This is a genomic window from Rhodopseudomonas parapalustris, from assembly GCF_053772255.1.
In genome coordinates this window covers 281,087-300,274 of the sequence record NZ_JAMKBZ010000003.1, presented here as the reverse complement: position 1 = coordinate 300,274, position 19,188 = coordinate 281,087, and the positions used below count along the sequence as shown (strand labels likewise).

22 protein-coding genes are annotated in these 19,188 nt (G+C 66.4%); 17 read left to right on the top strand and 5 right to left on the bottom strand.

Annotated elements, in window-relative coordinates; genetic code table 11:
• Window positions 1-873 precede the first annotated feature (873 nt).
• Together M9H71_RS04880 and M9H71_RS04875 are read right to left on the bottom strand one after the other, a co-directional pair.
• Window positions 874-1,206, bottom strand: coding sequence for a type II toxin-antitoxin system HicB family antitoxin (locus M9H71_RS04880; RefSeq protein WP_455403957.1), 333 nt, complete (start codon window positions 1,204-1,206; stop codon window positions 874-876).
• Window positions 1,203-1,463 carry a type II toxin-antitoxin system HicA family toxin gene (locus M9H71_RS04875; RefSeq protein ID WP_455403956.1) on the bottom strand — a complete coding sequence of 87 codons (261 nt, stop codon included), beginning with the start codon at window positions 1,461-1,463 and terminating at the stop codon, window positions 1,203-1,205. The genes M9H71_RS04880 and M9H71_RS04875 overlap by 4 nt, the downstream gene beginning before the upstream one ends.
• A 145-nt stretch (window positions 1,464-1,608) precedes the next feature.
• On the opposite strand from M9H71_RS04875, the gene M9H71_RS04870 reads away from it, so the two are divergent.
• Window positions 1,609-2,508: a hypothetical protein gene (locus tag M9H71_RS04870; RefSeq protein ID WP_455403955.1), complete on the top strand. Its 900-nt coding sequence runs from the start codon at window positions 1,609-1,611 to the stop codon at window positions 2,506-2,508.
• Window positions 2,450-3,745 (top strand): DNA-packaging protein, encoded by a 1,296-nt coding sequence (locus M9H71_RS04865; protein ID WP_455403954.1) that lies wholly within the window; start codon window positions 2,450-2,452, stop codon window positions 3,743-3,745. Before M9H71_RS04870 ends, M9H71_RS04865 begins: the two co-directional genes overlap by 59 nt.
• A gap of 176 nt (window positions 3,746-3,921) precedes the next feature.
• On the opposite strand, the gene M9H71_RS04860 is transcribed toward M9H71_RS04865, so the two are convergent.
• Both M9H71_RS04860 and M9H71_RS04855 read right to left on the bottom strand, forming a co-directional pair.
• Window positions 3,922-4,233 (bottom strand): hypothetical protein, encoded by a 312-nt coding sequence (locus tag M9H71_RS04860; protein WP_455403953.1) that lies wholly within the window; start codon window positions 4,231-4,233, stop codon window positions 3,922-3,924.
• A gap of 73 nt (window positions 4,234-4,306) precedes the next feature.
• On the bottom strand, window positions 4,307-5,074 hold the full coding sequence (locus tag M9H71_RS04855) for a S1 family peptidase (protein WP_455403952.1): 768 nt from the start codon (window positions 5,072-5,074) through the stop codon (window positions 4,307-4,309).
• Window positions 5,075-5,135: 61 nt separating this feature from the next.
• Here M9H71_RS04855 and M9H71_RS04850 point away from each other — a divergent pair, with 61 nt between their 5' ends.
• From M9H71_RS04850 to M9H71_RS04790, 13 genes are all read left to right on the top strand, one after another.
• Window positions 5,136-5,702: a head-tail connector protein gene (locus M9H71_RS04850; RefSeq protein WP_455403951.1), complete on the top strand. Its 567-nt coding sequence runs from the start codon at window positions 5,136-5,138 to the stop codon at window positions 5,700-5,702.
• Window positions 5,699-6,019, top strand: a complete 321-nt coding sequence (locus M9H71_RS04845) for a head-tail adaptor protein (RefSeq protein ID WP_455403950.1) — start codon at window positions 5,699-5,701, stop codon at window positions 6,017-6,019. The genes M9H71_RS04850 and M9H71_RS04845 overlap by 4 nt, the downstream gene beginning before the upstream one ends.
• Window positions 6,016-6,426 (top strand): DUF3168 domain-containing protein, encoded by a 411-nt coding sequence (locus M9H71_RS04840; RefSeq protein ID WP_455403949.1) that lies wholly within the window; start codon window positions 6,016-6,018, stop codon window positions 6,424-6,426. Before M9H71_RS04845 ends, M9H71_RS04840 begins: the two co-directional genes overlap by 4 nt.
• Before the next feature lie 12 nt (window positions 6,427-6,438).
• The gene (locus M9H71_RS04835; RefSeq protein WP_264055059.1) at window positions 6,439-6,846 is read left to right on the top strand and encodes a phage major tail protein, TP901-1 family; all 408 of its coding nucleotides are present in this window, start codon (window positions 6,439-6,441) and stop codon (window positions 6,844-6,846) included.
• A gap of 9 nt (window positions 6,847-6,855) precedes the next feature.
• Window positions 6,856-7,173: a gene transfer agent family protein gene (locus tag M9H71_RS04830; protein ID WP_455403948.1), complete on the top strand. Its 318-nt coding sequence runs from the start codon at window positions 6,856-6,858 to the stop codon at window positions 7,171-7,173.
• Window positions 7,170-7,373: a rcc01693 family protein gene (locus tag M9H71_RS04825; RefSeq protein WP_455403947.1), complete on the top strand. Its 204-nt coding sequence runs from the start codon at window positions 7,170-7,172 to the stop codon at window positions 7,371-7,373. The genes M9H71_RS04830 and M9H71_RS04825 overlap by 4 nt, the downstream gene beginning before the upstream one ends.
• Window positions 7,370-7,933: a phage tail tape measure protein gene (locus tag M9H71_RS04820; RefSeq protein ID WP_455403946.1), complete on the top strand. Its 564-nt coding sequence runs from the start codon at window positions 7,370-7,372 to the stop codon at window positions 7,931-7,933. The genes M9H71_RS04825 and M9H71_RS04820 overlap by 4 nt, the downstream gene beginning before the upstream one ends.
• Window positions 7,934-8,089: 156 nt before the next feature.
• Window positions 8,090-8,728 (top strand): phage distal tail protein, Rcc01695 family, encoded by a 639-nt coding sequence (locus M9H71_RS04815; protein ID WP_455403945.1) that lies wholly within the window; start codon window positions 8,090-8,092, stop codon window positions 8,726-8,728.
• Window positions 8,729-8,835: 107 nt separating this feature from the next.
• On the top strand, window positions 8,836-10,260 hold the full coding sequence (locus tag M9H71_RS04810; RefSeq protein WP_455403944.1) for a hypothetical protein: 1,425 nt from the start codon (window positions 8,836-8,838) through the stop codon (window positions 10,258-10,260).
• Window positions 10,261-10,989: 729 nt separating this feature from the next.
• Window positions 10,990-13,194 (top strand): DUF1522 domain-containing protein, encoded by a 2,205-nt coding sequence (locus M9H71_RS04805; protein WP_455403943.1) that lies wholly within the window; start codon window positions 10,990-10,992, stop codon window positions 13,192-13,194.
• Between the two features lie 136 nt (window positions 13,195-13,330).
• Window positions 13,331-13,819, top strand: coding sequence for a flagellar biosynthesis repressor FlbT (locus M9H71_RS04800; RefSeq protein WP_455403942.1), 489 nt, complete (start codon window positions 13,331-13,333; stop codon window positions 13,817-13,819).
• Between the two features lie 68 nt (window positions 13,820-13,887).
• Window positions 13,888-14,697 carry a response regulator transcription factor gene (locus tag M9H71_RS04795; protein ID WP_455403941.1) on the top strand — a complete coding sequence of 270 codons (810 nt, stop codon included), beginning with the start codon at window positions 13,888-13,890 and terminating at the stop codon, window positions 14,695-14,697.
• Window positions 14,698-14,885: 188 nt separating this feature from the next.
• Entirely contained in the window at window positions 14,886-15,491 is a 606-nt protein-coding gene (locus M9H71_RS04790; protein WP_455403940.1) for a helix-turn-helix transcriptional regulator, read from the top strand.
• 16 nt (window positions 15,492-15,507) lie between these two features.
• Here the strand turns inward: M9H71_RS04790 and M9H71_RS04785 are convergent, their stop codons facing one another.
• Window positions 15,508-16,500, bottom strand: coding sequence for an AraC family transcriptional regulator (locus M9H71_RS04785; protein ID WP_455403939.1), 993 nt, complete (start codon window positions 16,498-16,500; stop codon window positions 15,508-15,510).
• Between the two features lie 153 nt (window positions 16,501-16,653).
• Between M9H71_RS04785 and M9H71_RS04780 the strand changes: the two genes are divergently transcribed.
• Window positions 16,654-18,345 (top strand): AMP-binding protein, encoded by a 1,692-nt coding sequence (locus M9H71_RS04780; RefSeq protein ID WP_455403938.1) that lies wholly within the window; start codon window positions 16,654-16,656, stop codon window positions 18,343-18,345.
• 18 nt (window positions 18,346-18,363) lie between these two features.
• On the top strand, window positions 18,364-19,131 hold the full coding sequence (locus M9H71_RS04775) for a 3-hydroxyacyl-CoA dehydrogenase (RefSeq protein WP_011157856.1): 768 nt from the start codon (window positions 18,364-18,366) through the stop codon (window positions 19,129-19,131).
• Window positions 19,132-19,188: the final 57 nt, after the last annotated feature.

Sequence of the window (19,188 nt, the reverse complement as noted above, 5' to 3'; positions counted from 1 at the left end):
CGCAATGATCTGCTCTTCCGTGAACCTTGCTCGCTTCATCAGTCCGTCCTCGTCAGGGCCGGACTCTAACTCCAACTGGAGGAAAAATTCAGGGGCAGGTCACATTGCCGCCACTCTGAGCCGCGCGAGTAATACATGTAGTGCCTCCAAAATTCGTAGAATCTAATTGCTGTGTCGAGCTGCTACGGAGAACATCATCGGTGTTCAAAGAGTTGCGCGTAATGAGCGGCCTATGTGCTGCGATCTTGGGGAGAAAGGAGATAGCTCCTGTATGCGGCCGCTGCTGAGAGCTGTCATCTGGCGTTGAGCTCGGTCGATAGTGTTATCCACCGGAAGAAACCGGCAGCGTTATATTTGGGAGGATTACAGGGCCAGTACCCCTATCCGCCGTGCCCGTGGCTTCCAACCCGAAGCCCTTGCCCACGCCAAACACCGCTACGAAGACACCGACGAGCCGCGGGAATCCCTCGCGGCCGATCTCCGGATTCACCGGAAATCGTTCGACCGGCTCGCCAAAAGCGAGGGTTGGAAGCTGCGCAAGGACCGGCCGCCGCGCGAGTTGGCGCCGGCGCTTCAATTGTCGGTGCAGGCGAGCGACGCGCTGGCCGAGCCCGTGACGCCGGCGGCGTCAACTGAGGTCCAAGCGGGCCCGTCGTCTGCGCCGCCACAGTCCGATGCGCCGCCCGAAACACTCGCGAGCCGCCTCGAAGCCGCTCTCGAAAAAGAACTGCAGCGCGTCAAAACGTTGCGCATAGAGTTCGGATCGGCGGCGCGTCGATCGCTCGAAGCCGAGCGCACGGCTCGGACGCTCGCGACTGTCACTGAAACGCTGTTCAAGGTGCGCCGGCTCTGCGAGGCGGGAGCTGCTGCAGCCTACCTTCTCACCGCCTTCTCCAGCGCCGCCGTCACGAACCTGTTCAAGCTCACCCCGGCGCGGCGCGCGGCGTTGGAGACGTCCTTGTGCAGCGCCGGGTCGGTGCGGACCACGAACTGGCCGGAGTAGGGCTTGTCCGGCTCTTCGCCACGCGCTTTGCAGAAGGCGAGGTAGTCGTCGATCGAGCCGGCCAGGGCCTTTTTCAGTTCAGCGACTGACTTGCCCTGGAAGGTGATGACGTCGCGGGTGTCGGCGACTTCGCCGTGGAACAGGCCGGCGTCGGCGTCGTACTCGACGGTGGCGGTGTAGCCCTTGTAGCTCATGGTCGTCATGGTTCGATCCCGGCCTCGGTCAGGAAGCGGCGGACGGATTTCACCGCGCCCTTGTCGGTTTCCTTTTGCGGATGCGGCCGGTGAAACACCGCGCGCACGCCGTTCAGCGCGATCCGCACCCGCGAGCCGCTGCCTTCGCTGATCTCGGCGCCGCACGCACGCAGCAGCGCTTCGATCTCGGTCCAGGCGATGCCGGCGCGAACGGGTGTCGCGAAGATCGCCGCCAGCACGGCCCGATGTTTCCGCGTCAGGATCATAGTATCGCTGTTCAGTATCAATTCAAGGCTATTAGCCCCGGGCAGATGGCCGCGGGGCAGGGTGACAAACCCTGCCGGGCCTCGCTATCAGCCGTTCGGCGAACCCACCAGCGCACCGCGGCCGAGCCACCACCATGGAGCCGTCATGCCCGACATTACCACGGCTCGCCCTCTGATGTGCAAGCTCAACGCCGAGGCGATCGCGCGCGCTCGGCAGCTCTACGAGCAGACCGACGTGCCGCTTAACTCAGTGGCGACGCAGTTCGAGATCAGCCGCCATACCTTGTCGCGGTTGGCCGTGCGTGAAGGCTGGACGCCGCGGGCGAGTCGGCCGCGGGTGAGCCCGCGTCCCAGGCCGCCGGGTCGGCAGCCGCGGGGCTATGCGCCGGAGATGCTCGCCGAGCTGCGGCGGCGCTATGTCGACACCGACGAGCCGGTGGCGCGGATCGCCGACCAGATCGGCGTGCATCGCGACACGGTGGAGCTGCTGGCGCGGAAGCAGGGCTGGCCGCTGCGCAAGGATCGCCCGCCGCGGGAGCTGCCGGTGACGATGCAGATGAGCGCGGATGCCGCCGCAACGCTGCAGCAGGCGCGCGCCGCCGATATCGGCGTAGCGGCGGCTCTTCCGGCGCCTGCGCCGGTGTCCGAGCCGGCTGCAGTCGTGCCCGAGCCCGATCCGGGCGACCCGCCGCTGGGCCCGGCGCCCGATCCCGCGCTGCTGGCGCTGCGCCTCGAACTCGCCGTCGAGCAACAGCTGCGCAAGGTCGAGACGCTGCACGAGGACGCCACGCTCGGCGGCTCGCGCGCGGCCGAGGCCGAGCGCATTGCGCGGACGCTGGCCGCGCTGACGCAGACGCTGTTCAAGGTCCGCCAGCTGCGCGATCCCGAGCGCGCACTGAGTGCCGCCGATGACGAGATGCCCGCCGATGCCGAACTCTTCCGTAGCGAGCTTGCGCGCCGCATTGAGGCGTTTGTCCGCGGCCGGGATGACGGACGCTTATCTGCGGGCGTCCAGCCTGCGGACGCTGGCGACGCTGGGGCGTGACTTCGCCGTGTTCGCGCATCCGCATCAGGAGCATGGCGAGGCCGGCAATGACGGCGCGCCGTGGACCACCTGGCTGATGCTGGGCGGGCGCGGCGCCGGCAAGACGCGGGCCGGCGCCGAATGGGTGCGGGCGCTGGTCGCCGGCACGCCGCCTTATGCTGTGCAGCGCTACGGCCGCGTCGCGCTGGTCGGCGAGACCTGGCACGACGCCCGCGAGGTGATGGTCGAGGGCGAGTCCGGACTGCTGCGGGTGTCGCCGCGCGGCGAGCGGCCGGAGTGGATCGCCACCCGCAAGCGGCTGGAATGGCCGAACGGCGCGGTCGGCCAGGTGTTCTCCGCTGACGATCCGGACTCGCTGCGCGGTCCGCAATTCGAGGCGGTGTGGTGCGACGAGCTGGCGAAATGGCGCTATGCCGAGACCAGCTTCGATACGCTGCAATTCGGTCTGCGGCTCGGGCCGCGGCCGCGCCAGCTGATCACCACGACGCCGCGGCCGCTGCCGCTGATCAAGCGGCTCTTGATCGATCCGCGGACGCGGGTGACGCGGGCGCCGACCCGCGCCAATGCCCAGCATCTGTCGCCGGCGTTTCTCGACGCCGTGGTGGCGCGCTATGCCGGCACGCGGCTCGGCCGGCAGGAGCTCGACGGCGACCTGATCGAGGACCGGCCGGACGCGCTGTGGTCGCGGGCGCTGATCGAGCGCAGCCGCGTCGGCGAGGCGCCGCCGCTGCAGCGCATCGTGGTGGCGATCGATCCGCCGGCATCGTCGAAGCCGGGCGCCGACAGCTGCGGCATCGTCGCGGTGGGGCGCAGCGGCGACGGTGTGTATTTCGTGCTGGAGGACGCCTCGGCGCAGGGGCTGACGCCGGCCGGCTGGGCGTCCAGGGCGGTGGCGCTGTATCGGCGGCTCGAGGCCGACGCGATCGTTGCCGAGGTCAATATGGGCGGCGAGATGGTGCGGGCGGTGATCCGCGAGACGGATTCGGTGGTGCCGATCCGCGAGGTGCGGGCGAGCCGCGGCAAATACGTCCGCGCCGAGCCGGTGGCGGCGCTGTACGAACAGGCCAAGGTCAGGCACGTCGGCAGCTTTCCGTTGCTCGAAGACGAGATGTGCGACTTCGGCCCCGGCGGCCTGTCGAATAACCGCTCACCCGACCGGCTCGACGCGCTGGTCTGGGCCGTCACAGCGCTGGTGAATGGCGCCAATGCCGGCGGCCCGCGGGTGCGGCTGCTGTGAGCGGCGAGTGTGTAGCGTGGGTCGTCCGTAGGATGGGTTGAGCGTAGCGAAACCCATCACGCGATTGCGAGGGCCGATGGGTTTCGCTAACGCTCAACCCATCCTACCAGACCTCCTTGGGGGGATGGTGGGTTTCGCTGCGCGCGGGCCCATCCTACGCGAACACGAAGCAGCGCTCAGCAGTAGCCGTACCAGCCGCAGGCGTAGGGCAGGCGGCCGAAGATCAGGTTCGGATCGGTGCCGTAATAGCTGCGGTACAGATACGAGCGCGGCTTGCCATAGTAACCGTGCACGATCGGTGGCACGTCGACCTCCGGCGCATACACCGGCGTGCCGCTTTCCATCTCCAGCGATTGCCGCACGCCGCGCGGCTTGGGTTGCGGCTCGGCGAAGATCTTGCCGATCTTGCTGTGCATCGGCAGATCGGCGGCCCGCGCCGGCCCGGCCAGCGGCAACGCGATCAGCAGTAGCAGCACGACACGCAACATGGCGGCACTCCGGAGCGAGGAGCTGCGAGGGTGGAGGATTATGGTTAATAAAGATTAACCAACGTGCGAGCCGCTACCGCGCCAGCGCCGAGCCCCAGCTTTGCGCGGTGCGGGCGATCCAGTCGCGGTACAGCGTCAGCGGGGTGACGCCGGTGAGGCCGCCGCAGCCGGCGCTGTTGCCGGGGCCGGTCGACCACGACACCACGCCGATCACCACCAGCCGGTCGTTCTGCGCCTGCAGCGCCGGCCCGCCGGAATCGCCGGTGCAGGCGCCAACGCCGGCGCGGCCATCGGTGGCGGCGGGATCGGTGAGGCGGATCTGCAGCCGGCCGGGGCGGCCGGTCGCGGTCAGCGTCGCGCTGCGCGCGGTGCCGCCGCTTCTGCCGTCGCCGCGCCGGGTGACGCCGATGCCGGCGACGGTGAAATCCTGGCCGGCGGCAAGCGGATCCTCCGGCGCTGCGATCGGCAGCGGCGCCTTGCCGGGCAGCGGCGCGGCGAGCTTCAAGAGCGCGACGTCGGCGCTGGCGCGGTGGCCGAGGATCGCGCGCATGTCGAATTCCGGATGCGCCGCGACGCGGGCGACGTCGCGCAGGCTCGGCTGCCGCTGCGCGTCGTACTGCACCACCTTGTAGTCCGCGCCGGGGCCGACGCAGTGCGCCGCGCTCAGCACCAGGTCAGGCGCGATCAGCGTCCCCGAACAGAAATTGCCGCGCGAGCCGACGATGGTGACCACGGCGCGGGAAAGCGCGCCGGTCGCCTCGGGGGCGCCGCCGACCATCGCGGCGGCCGGTGCGGCCAGCGCGGCGACGAGCAGACAGCCGAATGTGAGCGAGCGGATCATGGCGGCGCGTTTCGCCCGCCGCCGCGGCGCTGTCAATCGCCGATCATCATGAGGAACCGCCATGCCGATGCTGCCGCTGGCCGGGCCGGCCGCTGAGCCGTGGACCGTCGCTGACCTGAAGAGCTTCCTGCGTGTCGAGCACGACGCCGACGACGCGGTGATCGCCTCGCTGCTGACGGCGGCGCGCGCCCAGATCGAAGCCGCGACCGGCCGGATGCTGCTGGCGCAGCGCTGGCGGCTGGTGCGCGACGCCTGGCCGCGCGACGGCCGTATCGTGCTGCGCGGCGGCCCGCTGCGGTCGCTGATCGCGGTGCGGACCTGCGACGCGCGCGGCGCCGCGCACGATGTCGATCCCGCCGGCTTCGTGCTCGATCTCGCCGCCGACGTGATCGCGGCGCCGCGCGGAGCGCTGCCGGAGCCGGGGCGCCCGGTCGCCGGCATCGAGCTCGACCTCGAACTCGGCTACGGCACCGCGCCCGACGATGTGCCGCCGCCGCTGCGCCACGCGGTGCGCATGCTGGTGGCGCAGTGGTACGACAACCGCAGCGATGCGGCCGGATTCAGCGGCGCGCTGCTGCCCGGCGGCATCGCCGCGATGATCGCCGGCTATCGCACGGTGACGCTGTGATCGATCCCGGCCGCTTGAATCGCCGGCTGACGCTGCTGGCGCCGGTCGAGACCGACGACGGGCAGGGCGGCGTGGCGCGGAGTTACGCGGCGCAGGCGGTGGTGTGGGCCAGCGTCGTGCCGCTCGCCGCGCGCGAGGGCGTCGCGGCTGATCAAGATCGTGCGGCGCTACGTGCAAAAATCACGCTGCGTGCCGGCGTGACGCTGTCGCGCGCGCATCGGCTCGCCGACGGCGACAGCGTGTATCGCATCATCGCCTGGCGCAGCCGCGCGCGCGGCGCGCTGCTCGAAATCGACGCCGAGACGGAGCAGACATGACCCCTGCCAGCGTTGCGCTGCGCGCGGCGATCCACCGCGCGCTGATCACCGACACCGCGCTGCTCGCCGCGCTCGGCGGGCCGCGGATCTATGACGAGCCGCCGCGCGAGGCGGCGTTTCCGTTCGTCACCCTCGGCGAGGCGCGGATCAGCGATGCTTCCGCAGACGACGCGCCGGCCCAGGAGCATCAGCTGACGCTGCACGCCTGGTCGCGGCAGGGCGGCCACAAGGAGGCGCATCTGATCACCGGCGCGCTGCTGCAGGCGCTGGACGATGCGCCGCTGGCCCCGTCCGGCCATCGCCTGGTCAACCTGCGGTTCGCGCTCGCTGACATCCGCCGCGCGCCCGACGGCCGCACCTATCACGCCTTGGTGCGATTTCGCGCCGTCACCGAACCAGTTAGTTAGCAGGAGCCGCGCATGGGCGCACAAAAGGGCAAGGATCTGCTGCTCAAGATCCACGACGGCACGAACTACGTCACCGTCGCCGGCTTGCGCAGCCGCAAGATCGCGTTCAACGCCGAACTGGTCGACATCACCCACGCCGAATCCGCCGACCGCTGGCGTGAGCTTTTGGCCGGCGCCGGCGTCCGCCGCGCCTCGATCTCCGGCCGCGGCCTGTTCAAGGATTCGAGCTCCGACGCGCTGGTACGCAGTGCGTTCTTCAGCGGACTGATCAGCGACTGCCAGGTGGTGGTGCCGGATTTCGGCAGCATCACCGGACCGTTCCAGATCGCGAGCCTCGAATTCGCCGGCGAGCACAACGGCGAAGTCACCTTCGACCTGACGCTGGAGAGCGCCGGCGCGCTCGGCTTCGTCGCCTTGTGAGAGGACAGCATGGCCAACAAACATCGCGGTGAAATCGAAGCCGAACTCGGCGGCCACACTCGCACGCTGGTGCTGACGCTCGGCGCGCTCGCCGAACTGGAAGCTGCGTTCGCCGCCACGGATCTCGTCGCACTGGCGCAGCGCTTCGGCAGCGGGCATCTGTCGGCGCGCGATCTGGTCCGGATCATCGCCGCCGGCCTGCGCGGCGCAGGCGAGGCGGTGCACGACGACGAGGTCGCGGCGATGACGGTGAGCGGCGGCGCCGCCGGCTACGCCAGCATCGCGGCCGAGCTTCTGGCAGCGACCTTCGGTGAGGGCGCGGCATGACGCCGTTTCCGTGGGCGGAAGCGATGCAGTTCGGCCTCGGCGTGCTGCGCCTGCCGCCCGATCAGTTCTGGCGGATGACGCCGCGCGAACTCGCCGCCGCCATCGCCGGCCTGCGCGGCGGCGCAACGGCGCCGCTCGGCCGCGCCGCGCTCGACGAGCTGATGCGGCGTTATCCGGATGAACGAGGAGCGAGACGATGACCTCCGACGATCGTGCACTCGATCTGACACAGACGGTCGACAGTCTCAATGCCAAGACCTCCGCGCTCACCAGCAGTGCGAGCGGCTTCGCGCGGGCGATGACCTCGGCCTTCTCGGCCTCGGTGATTGGCGGCAAACAGCTCGACGACGTCCTCAAGAATCTGGCGCTGAAGATCTCAGATCTCGCCGTGAAGGCGGCGTTCAAGCCGCTGGAGACGACGCTGACGTCGAGCATCGGCAAACTGTTCTCCGGCCTGTTCGGCGGTGTCGCCGCGGCCGATGGCGCGATCAAGCCGTTCGCGGCCGGCGGCGTGATCGGCACGCCGACCTACTTCCCGATGCTCGGCGGCGGCGTCGGCCTCGCCGGTGAAGCCGGGCCGGAGGCAATCCTGCCGCTGGCGCGCGGTGCCGATGGCCGGCTCGGCGTCGCCTCCAGCGGCGGCGCCACCACGGTGAACATCCAGATCGCCACGCCCGACGCCGACAGCTTCCGCCGCTCCGAGAGCTATCTGACCGGCCAGATCGCCCGCGCCGTCGCGCGCGGCCAGCGAGGGCTTTGAGCCGACAGCCTTCCATCCACGTCATTGCGAGCGCAGCGAAGCAATCCAGTTACTTGATGTGCTGAGCCTGGATTGCTTCGTCGCGGAGCCTGTGCCCGGACGGCGCGTCGCGCCGATCCGGGGGGCTCCTCGCAATGACGATGAAGGACTCATCGCATGACCCCATTCCACGAAATCCTGTTCCCGCTCGACGTCGCGCTGAAAAGCGCCGGTGGGCCAGAGCGGCGCACCGAGATCATCGGCTTCGGGTCGGGCCGCGAGCAGCGCAATGCGCGCTGGGCGGATTCGCGGCGGCGCTACGACGCCGGTTACGGCGTCAAGACGTTCGAGGCGCTGCAGCAGGTTGTGGCGTTCTTCGAGGAGCGCCGTGGCCCGCTCACCGGCTTCCGCTGGCGCGACCGGCTGGACTGCAGTTCGGCCGCGCCCGGTGCGCCGATCTCGCCTCTCGACCAGGGCATCGGCATCGGCGATGGCACGCGCGCGAGCTATCAACTCGTGAAAACCTACGGCGCCGGCTTCGCGCCCTATGTACGCACCATCACCAAGCCGGTCGCCGGCAGCGTGCGCGTCGCAGTCGGCGGTGCCGAGGTCGCGGCCGCCGCGTTCGGCTGCGATCCAACGACCGGCATCGTCACCTTCGCGTCCGGCCACCTGCCGCCGTCCGGCGCAGCGGTGACCGCCGGTTTTCAGTTCGACGTGCCGGTGCGGTTCGACACCGACTACCTCGAGGTCGATCTCTCGGCGTTCGCGGCCGGCGCGATTCCGAAGATCCCGCTGGTCGAAATCAGGGTGTGAGTTCGAACGTGTGCTGAGCCGAAGCTGCGAGTCTCTCTTACCCGGCGACACAGTCAGATAGTTGGATCATTAATCGTGTGCCGAAATCGGCGTGATCGTTGGGCGGTATGGGCATCGGATCCGAACAGTTTACACCTTTGAATTTACCCGGCGGAAATCAGGTGGTGCAGATCCTCAACGCCTTCATAGCACCCGCGAGGAAGCGCCTGCGCGGTCAGAACATTCATAACGACGTTGAGCATTTCATGCAGCGACCCATATTCCTGGTTCTCGGCCTCCTTCTGCCAATGGCCGCAGATGCGAACGAAGCCGTTCAGGCGATACCTCATCGGTGTGAGAACTGCACAGCGACCCCGGTCGAAGTTGCTACGCATTCCCGCGAAATGTCTGACATGTGCCGTTCCGTCCATGGAACGCCACGATCTGGTCCAGACATTCAGCAGGGACGTTTCCCGCATGGTCCTGTTTTCTGGGCCATCGACGAAGCCACGTTCGCTTGCGATGGAGCGGCAGCCCTCTTTTCCACCAATCACGGCGCAGGGGTCCGCATCTTCGTCGAAACCAACGATGGGCATGCAACCCAAGCCTTCGAACACGCGGCCTTTGGAGTGATGTTGGAGCGTAGCAGCGACACCAACAGGGTTTGGCTTAACGTTGGCGGTGCGCTCTGTGGGCAGAACACTGATGGTCTTTCGACAGCAGACATGCGCGCTTGTCAGCGTCCCCTCAAATGGGACGCTGTAACCCGCAAGGTCGATTTTGTACCGCTGTCGGAAATCCGAGAATTGCCGAAGGCCGAGGAGCAGGAAGCGCAGCCGGGCGGATTGCCCGCCAAAAGGATCTACGATTCCGGTTCGGAACTCGTGAGCAAGCGGGATTACGTTCTGAACGAATACTGGAAGGACAAGATCGACCTCATTCCCTGGAAGCCACGCGGTGCCACGCAAGGGACGATCTTCAATTGGCCGTTTGCGTCACCGGATGGACGATCGTTGATGGTATCGCTGCTGCAGGCACCAGCGGTCTGCACCCCCAAATGTCCGGCGCGCTTCATCAATGCACAACACCGGGTCGTGTTGGAAATCATGGTGTGTGCCGACAGAACAAAACACGGGTTCTCGCCCGATAACATGACCTTCATCGCCTGCGGAGAACGTTTCTCCATCCCGCAGGTCGACGAGCGGACGGCTCTTCTCGACAATGCCCGCCGGGTTCGAACCCTGAGGCTTATCTCGAGGTCCAGCGTCGCCTTCGTGCGCAGCCAAAAAACAGGCCGGAGCCGATCCGAGTTGATTCAGCGCTTCACAACGATTCCCAGATGCTCATTCGCGAGTGGAAAGACGGATCGGTCGAGATTGCCTATGACGTCCCGAAGCAAACACTGCCCGTGGTGCAAGGGACGTTGTTGTTCCGTGGCACGCGCAGCGGTTCAAATTATCAGGGAACGGCGTTCACGTTTCGAGATGGTTGTGCGCCCGCTCCCTACGAAGTGCGCGGATATCGAGCCGCGAAGCGCGAGCTGGTCGTTTTGACCGGTGCGGCCCCTCGGCGCGGCAAAGGCTGTGAGATCATCGGCGATTCGGTTCGCTCCAATCATGCTCGACTCGTGTTCGACACGCGAGAGCTGGGCGACGAATAATGACGAGCCTCGCCGGTGCGCCGCGGGCTCTGTCTCCTCATCCTTCGAAACGTCCGGCTTTGCTGGGGCGCTTCAGGATGAGCACGCCGTGCCTTGGAGCAGCCAAGGACGCTTCCATCGATCGATAACGCCCTCTCAATAGGGCTCATCGCCCTGGGCATGATCGATCGCAGCGGGATGGCTGAATACTCAGTGAAGTGACGTTTCGGCAAAGCGAACAGTAGCTAACTTACGAGCCGGCCTGGACGACCGGCGCGTGAGGTGGTGGTCGCCCGGCCGGCACCGCGTTTGATCGGGCCGAGACTCACCCGTGGATCGTCAGAGTCGCACGCAGGTCCCCCATGCTCACCATCCCCTCGGCCTTGCAGGCCAAGCTCGATGCCGGCGCGATTCCGAAGATCCCGCTGGTCGAAATCAAAGTGTGAAGCGCGTCCCAAACAGCGCTCCTGGGGCGCATCGGGCGTGAACGAAACCTTGCCGGGCGGACGTCCGATTGGGTGAGGGCGACACCCGATCGGACGTCTGCCGGTTCAACGATCCTTTGCGCGGCGAAACTGAAAATGGCGAGCCGACAGAAAAGTTCGGCACAACGACACGTCATTGCCCAGAAAGGCAAAAGTCCATGTCAGGTATCGTTCTCTCGTCCTCCGTCCGTCAGAACCTGCTCTCGCTGCAGTCGACCGCGGACCTGCTCGCCACCACCCAGAGCCGCCTCTCCACCGGTAAGAAGGTGAACACGGCGCTCGACAATCCGACCAATTACTTCACCGCGGCCTCGCTCGACGCCCGCGCTTCCGACATCAACAACCTGCTCGACGGCATCGGCAATGGCGTGCAGATCCTGCAGGCCGCCAACACCGGCATCAGCTCGCTGAACAAGCTGGTGGACAGCGCCAAGTCGATCGCCAACCAGGCGCTACAGTCGGTCGCCGGCTACACCAGCAAGTCCAGCGTCTCGACCACCATCGCCGGCGCCACCGCGGACGACCTGCGCGGTACCTCGACCTACTCCAACGGCCTTGCCCAGAGCATCGGCCTGCAGGACGGCCAGGCGACCCCCGGCACCGTCTCCGGCACCACGTTGCTCGGCGGTGTTGCCGCCACCAAGACCGGCTCCGTTGTTGCAAGCATTGCCGTGGGTACGACACTTGGCTCGCTGGCAACCAAGCCGGTGGCCGGTGACAAGATGACCGTGAATGGTCACACCATCACCTTCGCGAGCGGCGATGCCCCGGGCGCGGCCACTCTGCCGACCGGCTCCGGCGTCAGCGGTCAGATGGTCACCGACGGCAAGGGCAACTCCACCGTCTATCTGAACGGCGGTACTGTTCAGGACGTGATGAATGCGATCGACGTCGCCAGCGGCGTGCAGAAGGTGTCGATCTCCGGCGGTAACGCAACGCTTGCCAACAGCTCCGGTACCAACGCGGCGATCACCGGCAACGCACTGGTGCTGTCGACTTCGACGGGTTCGGATCTGTCGATCTCGGGCAACAACACGCTGCTGTCGGCATTCGGCCTGAATTCGGGCGCCACCGGCGTCGGCACCTTCTCGGCTGATCGTACCGCCAACACCGCTGCGGGTGCTGGTGTCAGCCGTAACAACATGATCCAGGCTGGTTCGAGCCTGACCGTCAACGGCAAGACCATCACCTTCCAGGATGCCGCGCTCCCGTCCGCCGCTGAATATGGCTTCGGAAAGGTCACCGGCAAAAACGTCATCACCGACGGCCAGGGCAACTCCACCGTTTATCTGCAGGGCGGCAAGATCGAAGACGTGCTGACCGCGATCGACATCGCGAGCGGCGCGCAGACCGCGCCGGTCAGCAACGGTGCCGCAACTCTGGCGGTGACCGCTGGCAGCGAAGCCTCCAAGGTGCTCTCCGGTGGTCAGTTGCAGATCAGCTCCGGTCTGTCAGCCGACCTCAGCATCACCGGCACGGGCAATGCGCTGTCGGCGCTCGGCCTCGCCGGCAACCAGGGCACGGCGACCAGCTTCTCGGTCGCGCGCACGGCCACGGCCGGCGGCATCACCGGCAAGACGCTGTCGTTTGAATCGTTCAACGGTGGCAGCGCGGTGACGGTGACCATCGGCGACGGCACCAACGGCACGGTGAAATCGCTCGCCGACTTGAACGCGAAGCTGTCGGCCAACAATCTGAGCGCGTCGATCGACACCGCCGGCAAGCTGACGATCTCGGCCTCCAACGACTACGCTTCCTCGACCATCGGCTCGACGGAATCGGGCGGCAAGATCGGCGGCACCGCGGCGTCGTTGTTCTCGACTCCCAGCGCTCCGGTGGCTGACGTCAACGCCCAGACCACTCGCGCCAATCTGGTGTCGCAGTACAACAACATCATCGATCAGATCAAAACCACGGCTCAGGATGCGTCGTTCAACGGCGTCAACCTGCTCGGTGGTGACACGCTGAAGCTGGTGTTCAACGAAACCGGCAAGTCCACCCTGAGCATTCAGGGCGTCACCTTCGACCCCGCCGGCCTCGGCCTGTCGAGCCTGAAGTCGGGCAAGGACTTCATCGACAACGCCAGCACCAACAAGGTGATCTCGTCTCTGAACACGGCGTCCACCACGCTGCGTTCGCAGGCCTCCGCCTTGGGTTCCAACCTGTCGATCGTGCAGACCCGTCAGGACTTCTCGAAGAACCTGATCAACGTGCTGCAGACCGGCTCGTCGAACCTGACGCTGGCCAACACCAACGAGGAAGCGGCCAACAGCCAGGCGCTGTCGACCCGCCAGTCGATCGCGGTGTCAGCGCTTGGACTGGCCAACCAATCGCAGCAGAGCGTGTTGCAGCTGCTGCGCTAACGACACCGATCGGGCCGGTGGCATCCGCCGCCGGCTCGATCACTTGAAACTGAGGAGACGACTGATGCCGCCGAGCGAGACTACACCGACGAGCGCCGCGAGGACGCCGCGAGGATCGCGCAAGGCATCATCCGGATTGAAGATCACGCTGAAGCCGTTCGAGCGGATCGAGATCGGCGCCCTGACGTTGATCAATGGCTGGACGGAAGCGTCGACCTTCTCGATCGAAGGGCTCGCGCCGGTTCTGCGCCAAGCAAATACCATTCTCGAAGATCGCGCCGACACCAGCCTGCGCCAGGTCTATCTGCGCTTGCAGAAGCTCTATCTGCGGCGGGACGGGGCGACGATCGAAAGCTATACCGAAGCGACCGAGCGTCTGCTCGAAGAGATGCCCGCCGCCGCTGCCGCCGTCGACAAGGCCAACAAGGCGATCGTCGAAGATCGGCTCTATGCCGCGTTGAAAATCTATCGCGATCTGCTCGACGAGACCGACGAGGGCTGGTCCGAACAGGCGTCCGAGCCCGCTCTGATCAAGCAGGGCGATCGCCAAACGCCGCCGTCCGTCGAGTTCGTGCGCGATCGCCGGAAATACCGTGCGGGGCAGTCGCGCAGGCATGCAGGGTAGCTCTGCATCACCAAAAGTGGGGATGACGACTCGCTCAGGCCCGTTCTAGCTTTTCGTAGAATTACGAGGTGCCGCGCGATTCGCATCTGCGCAGGGGCGTTTTTTTAGATCCAGTCAGACATTCGCAAATCATGTTAGCCTTGCAGCTATCGAAGATCATCAAAGGGGTCGGCATCAGCGCCCTTGTGATTGATCGCGACGGCAAGATCCTCGAATCAAGCGAAGACAGCGGCACGCCAGGCCCGTCCAAGGCGAAGAGCAAGCTCGGAAAGAGCTATTTCGATGCCTGCATTCGGCCGGATCGACATTCGCTGGAGCTGCTGCGCGGATTCAAGAGCCTCGCCGAAAAGAGCATCGACTTCTTCTCGACCGTGAGCTGGCGCGAGGAAGCGGGCGAGCGGAAGCACTTCTTGATCGTCGCCACGCCGTCCGAGGATGATCCGGACGCCGTTGTCGTTCTGCACATCGATCTGTCGGTGCTGCTCGGTGGCCGCCAGGAGCTGTCGGCACTGATGATAGGACAGGGGCCCGCGGCCGTTGCCCAGGTGGACGCTGCGATGATCGGGGCTGTCCGCGGAGCGATCGTCGATGCACTCGCCGCATCTCAAGATCGCGCATCGACGCTGACGATCACTAAGCCAAAGGTCGAAGACAACGACGTCTTCAGCGATCTGACGCCGTCTCAATTGGAATTGCTGCCATATCTCGCCAGCGGCAAGAGCAACCGGCAGATCGCAAAAGAGCGTGACGTGAGCGTGTTCACCATCAAGTCCCAGGTGGCAGGCATCATCCAGAAGCTCAATGTCGCCAATCGGACCCAGGCGGCGTTGATCGCAATGCGTAACAGCGAAGCTCTGGGCATGCGTCTGCGCGCCTAAGCATACCAGCATAGGCCCCCCTCTGCCACGCCCCTGTGTGGCAAATCGTCCGAATTGATTTTTGCTCGCATTGGTGGTGTTGGACCCGTGAAATTTTTGGCTGGTGCCAACGGCCCTGACTTGGTCGCATCGGGGACGTGGAGGCCACTGTGAGTGACGCTTCTCGAATCGAGGACGCTGTTCGCGTCATGGTCGAGACGCTCGACGCGGTGTCGGTCCACACCTTAGTGCTCGACGGCGATGGCCGTTGCATCAGCATTTCGCCATGCGCGGAGACTTTGCTGGCGAAGGGATCGCCGCTCACCGTTCGTATGGATCGGTTGCGCCGCAACAAGACGTCCAGCGCCGTTGCTGAATGTCCACGGCTCGGCGGGCGGGTCGATATCGATCACGACCTGCAGCCGTGCCTCGACTGCGTGACGCGCCGGGCCGCGAGCGAGTTGTGCCCCGGCAGTTGCGCGATCTCTATCACCGGCCCGCAAGATGCGACTATCTATCTGCGGCTGGCGCCAATCGCGCTAGCCGATCAGCAGGTACTAACCGGTGCAGCCGCCATGGCAGTGATCAGGCCGCTATCGGTGCAGCATTCTGCTGAGCTGTTGCCGGACATCGCCGTGGCTCTGACCGCAGCGGAGCGAGACGTCGCGACCGAGTTGTTGAGCGGCCGGCGCCCGGCTGAGATCGCGCAGCTTCGTGGCGTGTCGATCGGAACGATCCGCTCGCAGATCAAACGCATCTACGCCAAGCTCGGAGTTTCGGGCCTCGTCGAGTTCATCGCGCGCATCCGCCGTTGAGAAATTCGCTGGGATTTTACTCCGAACGCGCCTCGCGGCGAAACGCGCCGGGGCTTTTCGCCATCCATTTCCGGAACGCGCGGTGGAACGCGCTGGGTTCGGCGAAGCCGAGGTCGGCGGCGATGTCGCCGACCGGCTTTTCGTTTTCGGCGAGCCAGCGGATCGCGAGCGCGCGGCGGATCTCGTCCTTGATCGATTGATAGGTTTGCCCTTCGGCGCTGAGGCGCCGGCGCAGCGTCGAGGCCGGGATCTTCATCTGCTTCGCCAACGTCTCGAAGTTCGGCCACGCGGTCGGCGGCTTGGCGCGCAGCGTGGTGCGGATCGCTGCGGTGAGGGTGGCGTCGTGGCGATAGCGCACCAGGATGTTGGCCGGCGCCAGCCGCAGAAACTCCTTCAGCGCTCGCTCGGTGCGCGTGGTGCGCAGATCGAGATAGCTGGCGTCGAACGCCAGTGCGCTTTGCGGCTGACCGAACCGCACCGGCGCGCCGAAGAACGAGCGATAGTCGGCTGCCACCGCGGGCGGCCCGCAGGCGAAATCGACCCGGCGCAGCGGCAGGCGACGGCCGACCAGCCAGCAGGCGATGCCGTGCACCACGATCCAGAAGGTGCGATAGGCGAAGGCCGAGCGCGGCGCAGTTTTGTCGTGGAGCACGATGCGGGCGAGGCCGCCCTCGACCCGCAGCTCGCCGTAAGGATCGTCCAGCGCCACCTTCAGGAACCGCAGCGCGCGGTTCAGGGCCTGCCGCAGCGTGCTGGCGTTCAGCACCGCGTGGCACAGCAGCGTGAACGAGCCGGGCCGCATCGGCCGCCCGCCGAGGCCGAAGAACTCGTCGTCCATTGCCGCCGCTACCGCCAACCATAGCGCGCCGAACTGCGCTGCCGACACGCGCTCGCGGACCGCCTCGGGCAGGCCGGCGGCTGCGAACACCGGCCCGGGCGCAACGCCGGCGCGGCGCAGGCAGTCGGCGACCTCTTCCACGAACAGGGGCGCGATCGTCCGCCGCTCCATTCGTCCGCTCCTTCCTGAAAAGTGGCAAAACCGATCACAAATCTAGGTCAGTTTGGTCCTAGAAAGCCACAGGGCTCCGCCGCTTAATCCGCGGCCGTGAATCCATTCGCGTCAGCCCCTCGTGCCAACAACGAGGGCAGGGGAAGAAACACCATGAGCAACACCCATCCTGCGGTCGCAGCCATTGAAGATTATGCCGACGTCCTGGCGCGGTTTCGCCGCGAGGACCTCGAAGCCCTGTTCGATGGCAACTTCGCGACCGGCATCAACGTCTGCATCGAATGCTGCGACCGTCACGTCGCCGGCGGCGGCACCGCACTGGATTGGGAGAGCCAGGACGGCCGCACCGCGTCCTTCAGCTTTGCCGAGATGAAGGACTATGCGGCCCGAGTCGCCAATTTGCTGGTCGCGCAGGGCGTGAAGCCCGGCGACGTCGTCGCCGGCATGCTGCCGCGGACGCCCGAACTGCTGGCGCTGATCCTCGGCACCTGGCGCGCCGGCGCGGTGTATCAGCCGCTGTTCACCGCGTTTGGTCCCAAGGCGATCGAGCATCGCGTCAAGATGAGCGCCGCCAAGCTGGTGGTCACCGATCTGGCCAACCGCGCCAAGCTCGCCGACGTCGCCGATTGCCCGACCGTCGCGATCGTGCTCCGGCCCGGCGAGACCGCGCCGCTCTGCGATCTCGATTTCCATGCCGAGATCGCGGCGCAATCGACCGAATTCGCTCCGGTGCTGCGCAAGGGCACCGACCTGTTCCTGATGATGTCGACCTCCGGCACCACCGGTCTGCCGAAGGGCGTGCCGGTGCCGATCAACGCGCTGCCGGCGTTCTATTCGTATATCCGCGATGCGGTCGATCTGCGCGCGGGCGACATCTTCTGGAACATCGCCGATCCGGGCTGGGCCTATGGCTTGTACTACGCGGTCACTGGCCCGCTGCTGCACGGCCACGCCACCACCTTCTACGACGGTCCGTTCACCGCCGAGAGCACCTACGGCCTGATCAAGCGCCGCGGCATCACCAACCTCGCCGGTGCGCCGACCGCGTATCGGCTGCTGATCGCAGCGGGTCCGGAAGCGGCGGCGCCGGTGAAGGGCCAGCTCCGCGTCGTCAGCAGCGCCGGCGAGCCGCTCAATCCGGAAGTGATCCGCTGGTTTGCCGAGCATCTCGCCGCGCCGATCCACGATCACTACGGCCAGACCGAGCTCGGCATGGTGGTCAACAATCACCACCGCCTGCGCCACACCGTGCATCCGGGTTCCGCCGGGCTCGCGATGCCGGGCTTCCGCGTCGCAGTGCTCGACGAGCACAGCAACGAACTGCCGCCGAACGTCCCGGGCGTGCTGAGCGTCGATTTAAAGCGTTCGCCGCTGATGTGGTTCTCCGGCTATTGGCAGCAGGAGACGCCGGCGATCGAAGGCGGTTACTACCGCACCGGCGACACCGTCGAACTGGAGCCGGATGGCTCGATCAGCTTCGTCGGCCGGGCCGACGACGTCATCACCTCGTCGGGCTATCGCATCGGTCCGTTCGACGTCGAAAGCGCGCTGATCGAGCACGCCGCGGTGATCGAGGCGGCGGTGATCGGCAAGCCCGATCCCGAGCGCACCGAGATCGTCAAAGCCTATGTGGTGCTCGCCAAGGACGTGACGCCGAGCGAGGCGCTGGCCGAGGAGCTGCGGCAATACGTCAAGAAGCGGCTCTCCGCGCACGCCTATCCGCGCGAGATCGAATTCCTGGAGCAACTCCCGAAAACGCCGAGCGGCAAGCTGCAGCGCTTCATCCTGCGCAAGCGCGACACCGAACCGGCGGGCACGACCCAGGGCTCTTCTTCTGCAGCTTGAGAGACGGATTGTATCATCATGAACATTACTGATCGCGTTTTCCTGGTCACTGGCGCTGCCTCCGGTCTCGGCGCTGCCACCGCCCGTACGCTGGTCGCCGGCGGCGCCAAGGTGGTCGGCCTCGATCTCAACGCCGAGGCTGGCGCCAAGCTCGAACAGGAGCTCGGTGCGAGCTTCCGCTTTCTCGCCACCGACGTCACCAAAGCCGAGGATGCCGAGGCGGCGGTGAAGCTCGCCCAGGACGTCTTCGGTCACGTCAACGGGTTGGTGAACTGCGCCGGCGTGGCGCCGGGCGAGAAGGTGCTCGGCCGCAACGGTCCGCACAAGCTCGACAGCTTCGCCCGGGCGATTACCATCAACCTGATCGGCAGCTTCAACATGATCCGGCTCGCCGCCGAGGCGATGAGCAAGGAACAGCCGGACGCCGAAGGCGAGCGCGGCGTCATCATCAACACCGCGTCGGTCGCAGCGTTCGACGGCCAGATCGGGCAGGCGGCCTACTCGGCGTCCAAGGGCGGCGTCGCCGCGATGACGCTGCCGATCGCGCGCGAATTGGCACAGCACGGCATTCGCGTCGTGACGATCGCGCCCGGCATCTTCGAAACGCCGATGATGGCAGGGATGCCGCAGCCGGTGCAGGATGCGCTCGGCAAGAGCGTGCCGTTCCCGCCGCGGCTCGGCCGGCCGGCCGAATATGCCGCGCTGGTGAAGGCGATCTGCGAGAATACGATGTTGAACGGCGAGGTGATCCGCCTCGACGGTGCACTGCGGATGGCGCCGCGCTGAGGCGCGGCGGTTTCTCTATTCATTCGATCAAACAAACCAAGATGCAGGGAGAACTCC

Bases quoted from the DNA above. Each gene is read 5' to 3' on its own strand.
- M9H71_RS04805 (WP_455403943.1), top strand. From the start codon at position 10,990: ATGTCAGGTATCGTTCTCTCGTCCTCCGTCCGTCAGAACCTGCTCTCG.
- M9H71_RS04780 (WP_455403938.1), top strand. From the start codon at position 16,654: ATGAGCAACACCCATCCTGCGGTCGCAGCCATTGAAGATTATGCCGAC.
- M9H71_RS04775 (WP_011157856.1), top strand. From the start codon at position 18,364: ATGAACATTACTGATCGCGTTTTCCTGGTCACTGGCGCTGCCTCCGGT.
- M9H71_RS04870 (WP_455403955.1), top strand. From the start codon at position 1,609: ATGCCCGACATTACCACGGCTCGCCCTCTGATGTGCAAGCTCAACGCC.
- M9H71_RS04785 (WP_455403939.1), bottom strand. From the start codon at position 16,500: ATGGAGCGGCGGACGATCGCGCCCCTGTTCGTGGAAGAGGTCGCCGAC.
- M9H71_RS04875 (WP_455403956.1), bottom strand. From the start codon at position 1,463: ATGATCCTGACGCGGAAACATCGGGCCGTGCTGGCGGCGATCTTCGCG.
- M9H71_RS04840 (WP_455403949.1), top strand. From the start codon at position 6,016: ATGACCCCTGCCAGCGTTGCGCTGCGCGCGGCGATCCACCGCGCGCTG.
- M9H71_RS04835 (WP_264055059.1), top strand. From the start codon at position 6,439: ATGGGCGCACAAAAGGGCAAGGATCTGCTGCTCAAGATCCACGACGGC.
- M9H71_RS04825 (WP_455403947.1), top strand. From the start codon at position 7,170: ATGACGCCGTTTCCGTGGGCGGAAGCGATGCAGTTCGGCCTCGGCGTG.
- M9H71_RS04860 (WP_455403953.1), bottom strand. From the start codon at position 4,233: ATGTTGCGTGTCGTGCTGCTACTGCTGATCGCGTTGCCGCTGGCCGGG.
- M9H71_RS04815 (WP_455403945.1), top strand. From the start codon at position 8,090: ATGACCCCATTCCACGAAATCCTGTTCCCGCTCGACGTCGCGCTGAAA.
- M9H71_RS04790 (WP_455403940.1), top strand. From the start codon at position 14,886: ATGGTCGAGACGCTCGACGCGGTGTCGGTCCACACCTTAGTGCTCGAC.
- M9H71_RS04855 (WP_455403952.1), bottom strand. From the start codon at position 5,074: ATGATCCGCTCGCTCACATTCGGCTGTCTGCTCGTCGCCGCGCTGGCC.
- M9H71_RS04820 (WP_455403946.1), top strand. From the start codon at position 7,370: ATGACCTCCGACGATCGTGCACTCGATCTGACACAGACGGTCGACAGT.
- M9H71_RS04865 (WP_455403954.1), top strand. From the start codon at position 2,450: ATGACGGACGCTTATCTGCGGGCGTCCAGCCTGCGGACGCTGGCGACG.
- M9H71_RS04850 (WP_455403951.1), top strand. From the start codon at position 5,136: ATGCCGATGCTGCCGCTGGCCGGGCCGGCCGCTGAGCCGTGGACCGTC.
- M9H71_RS04830 (WP_455403948.1), top strand. From the start codon at position 6,856: ATGGCCAACAAACATCGCGGTGAAATCGAAGCCGAACTCGGCGGCCAC.
- M9H71_RS04880 (WP_455403957.1), bottom strand. From the start codon at position 1,206: ATGACGACCATGAGCTACAAGGGCTACACCGCCACCGTCGAGTACGAC.
- M9H71_RS04810 (WP_455403944.1), top strand. From the start codon at position 8,836: ATGGGCATCGGATCCGAACAGTTTACACCTTTGAATTTACCCGGCGGA.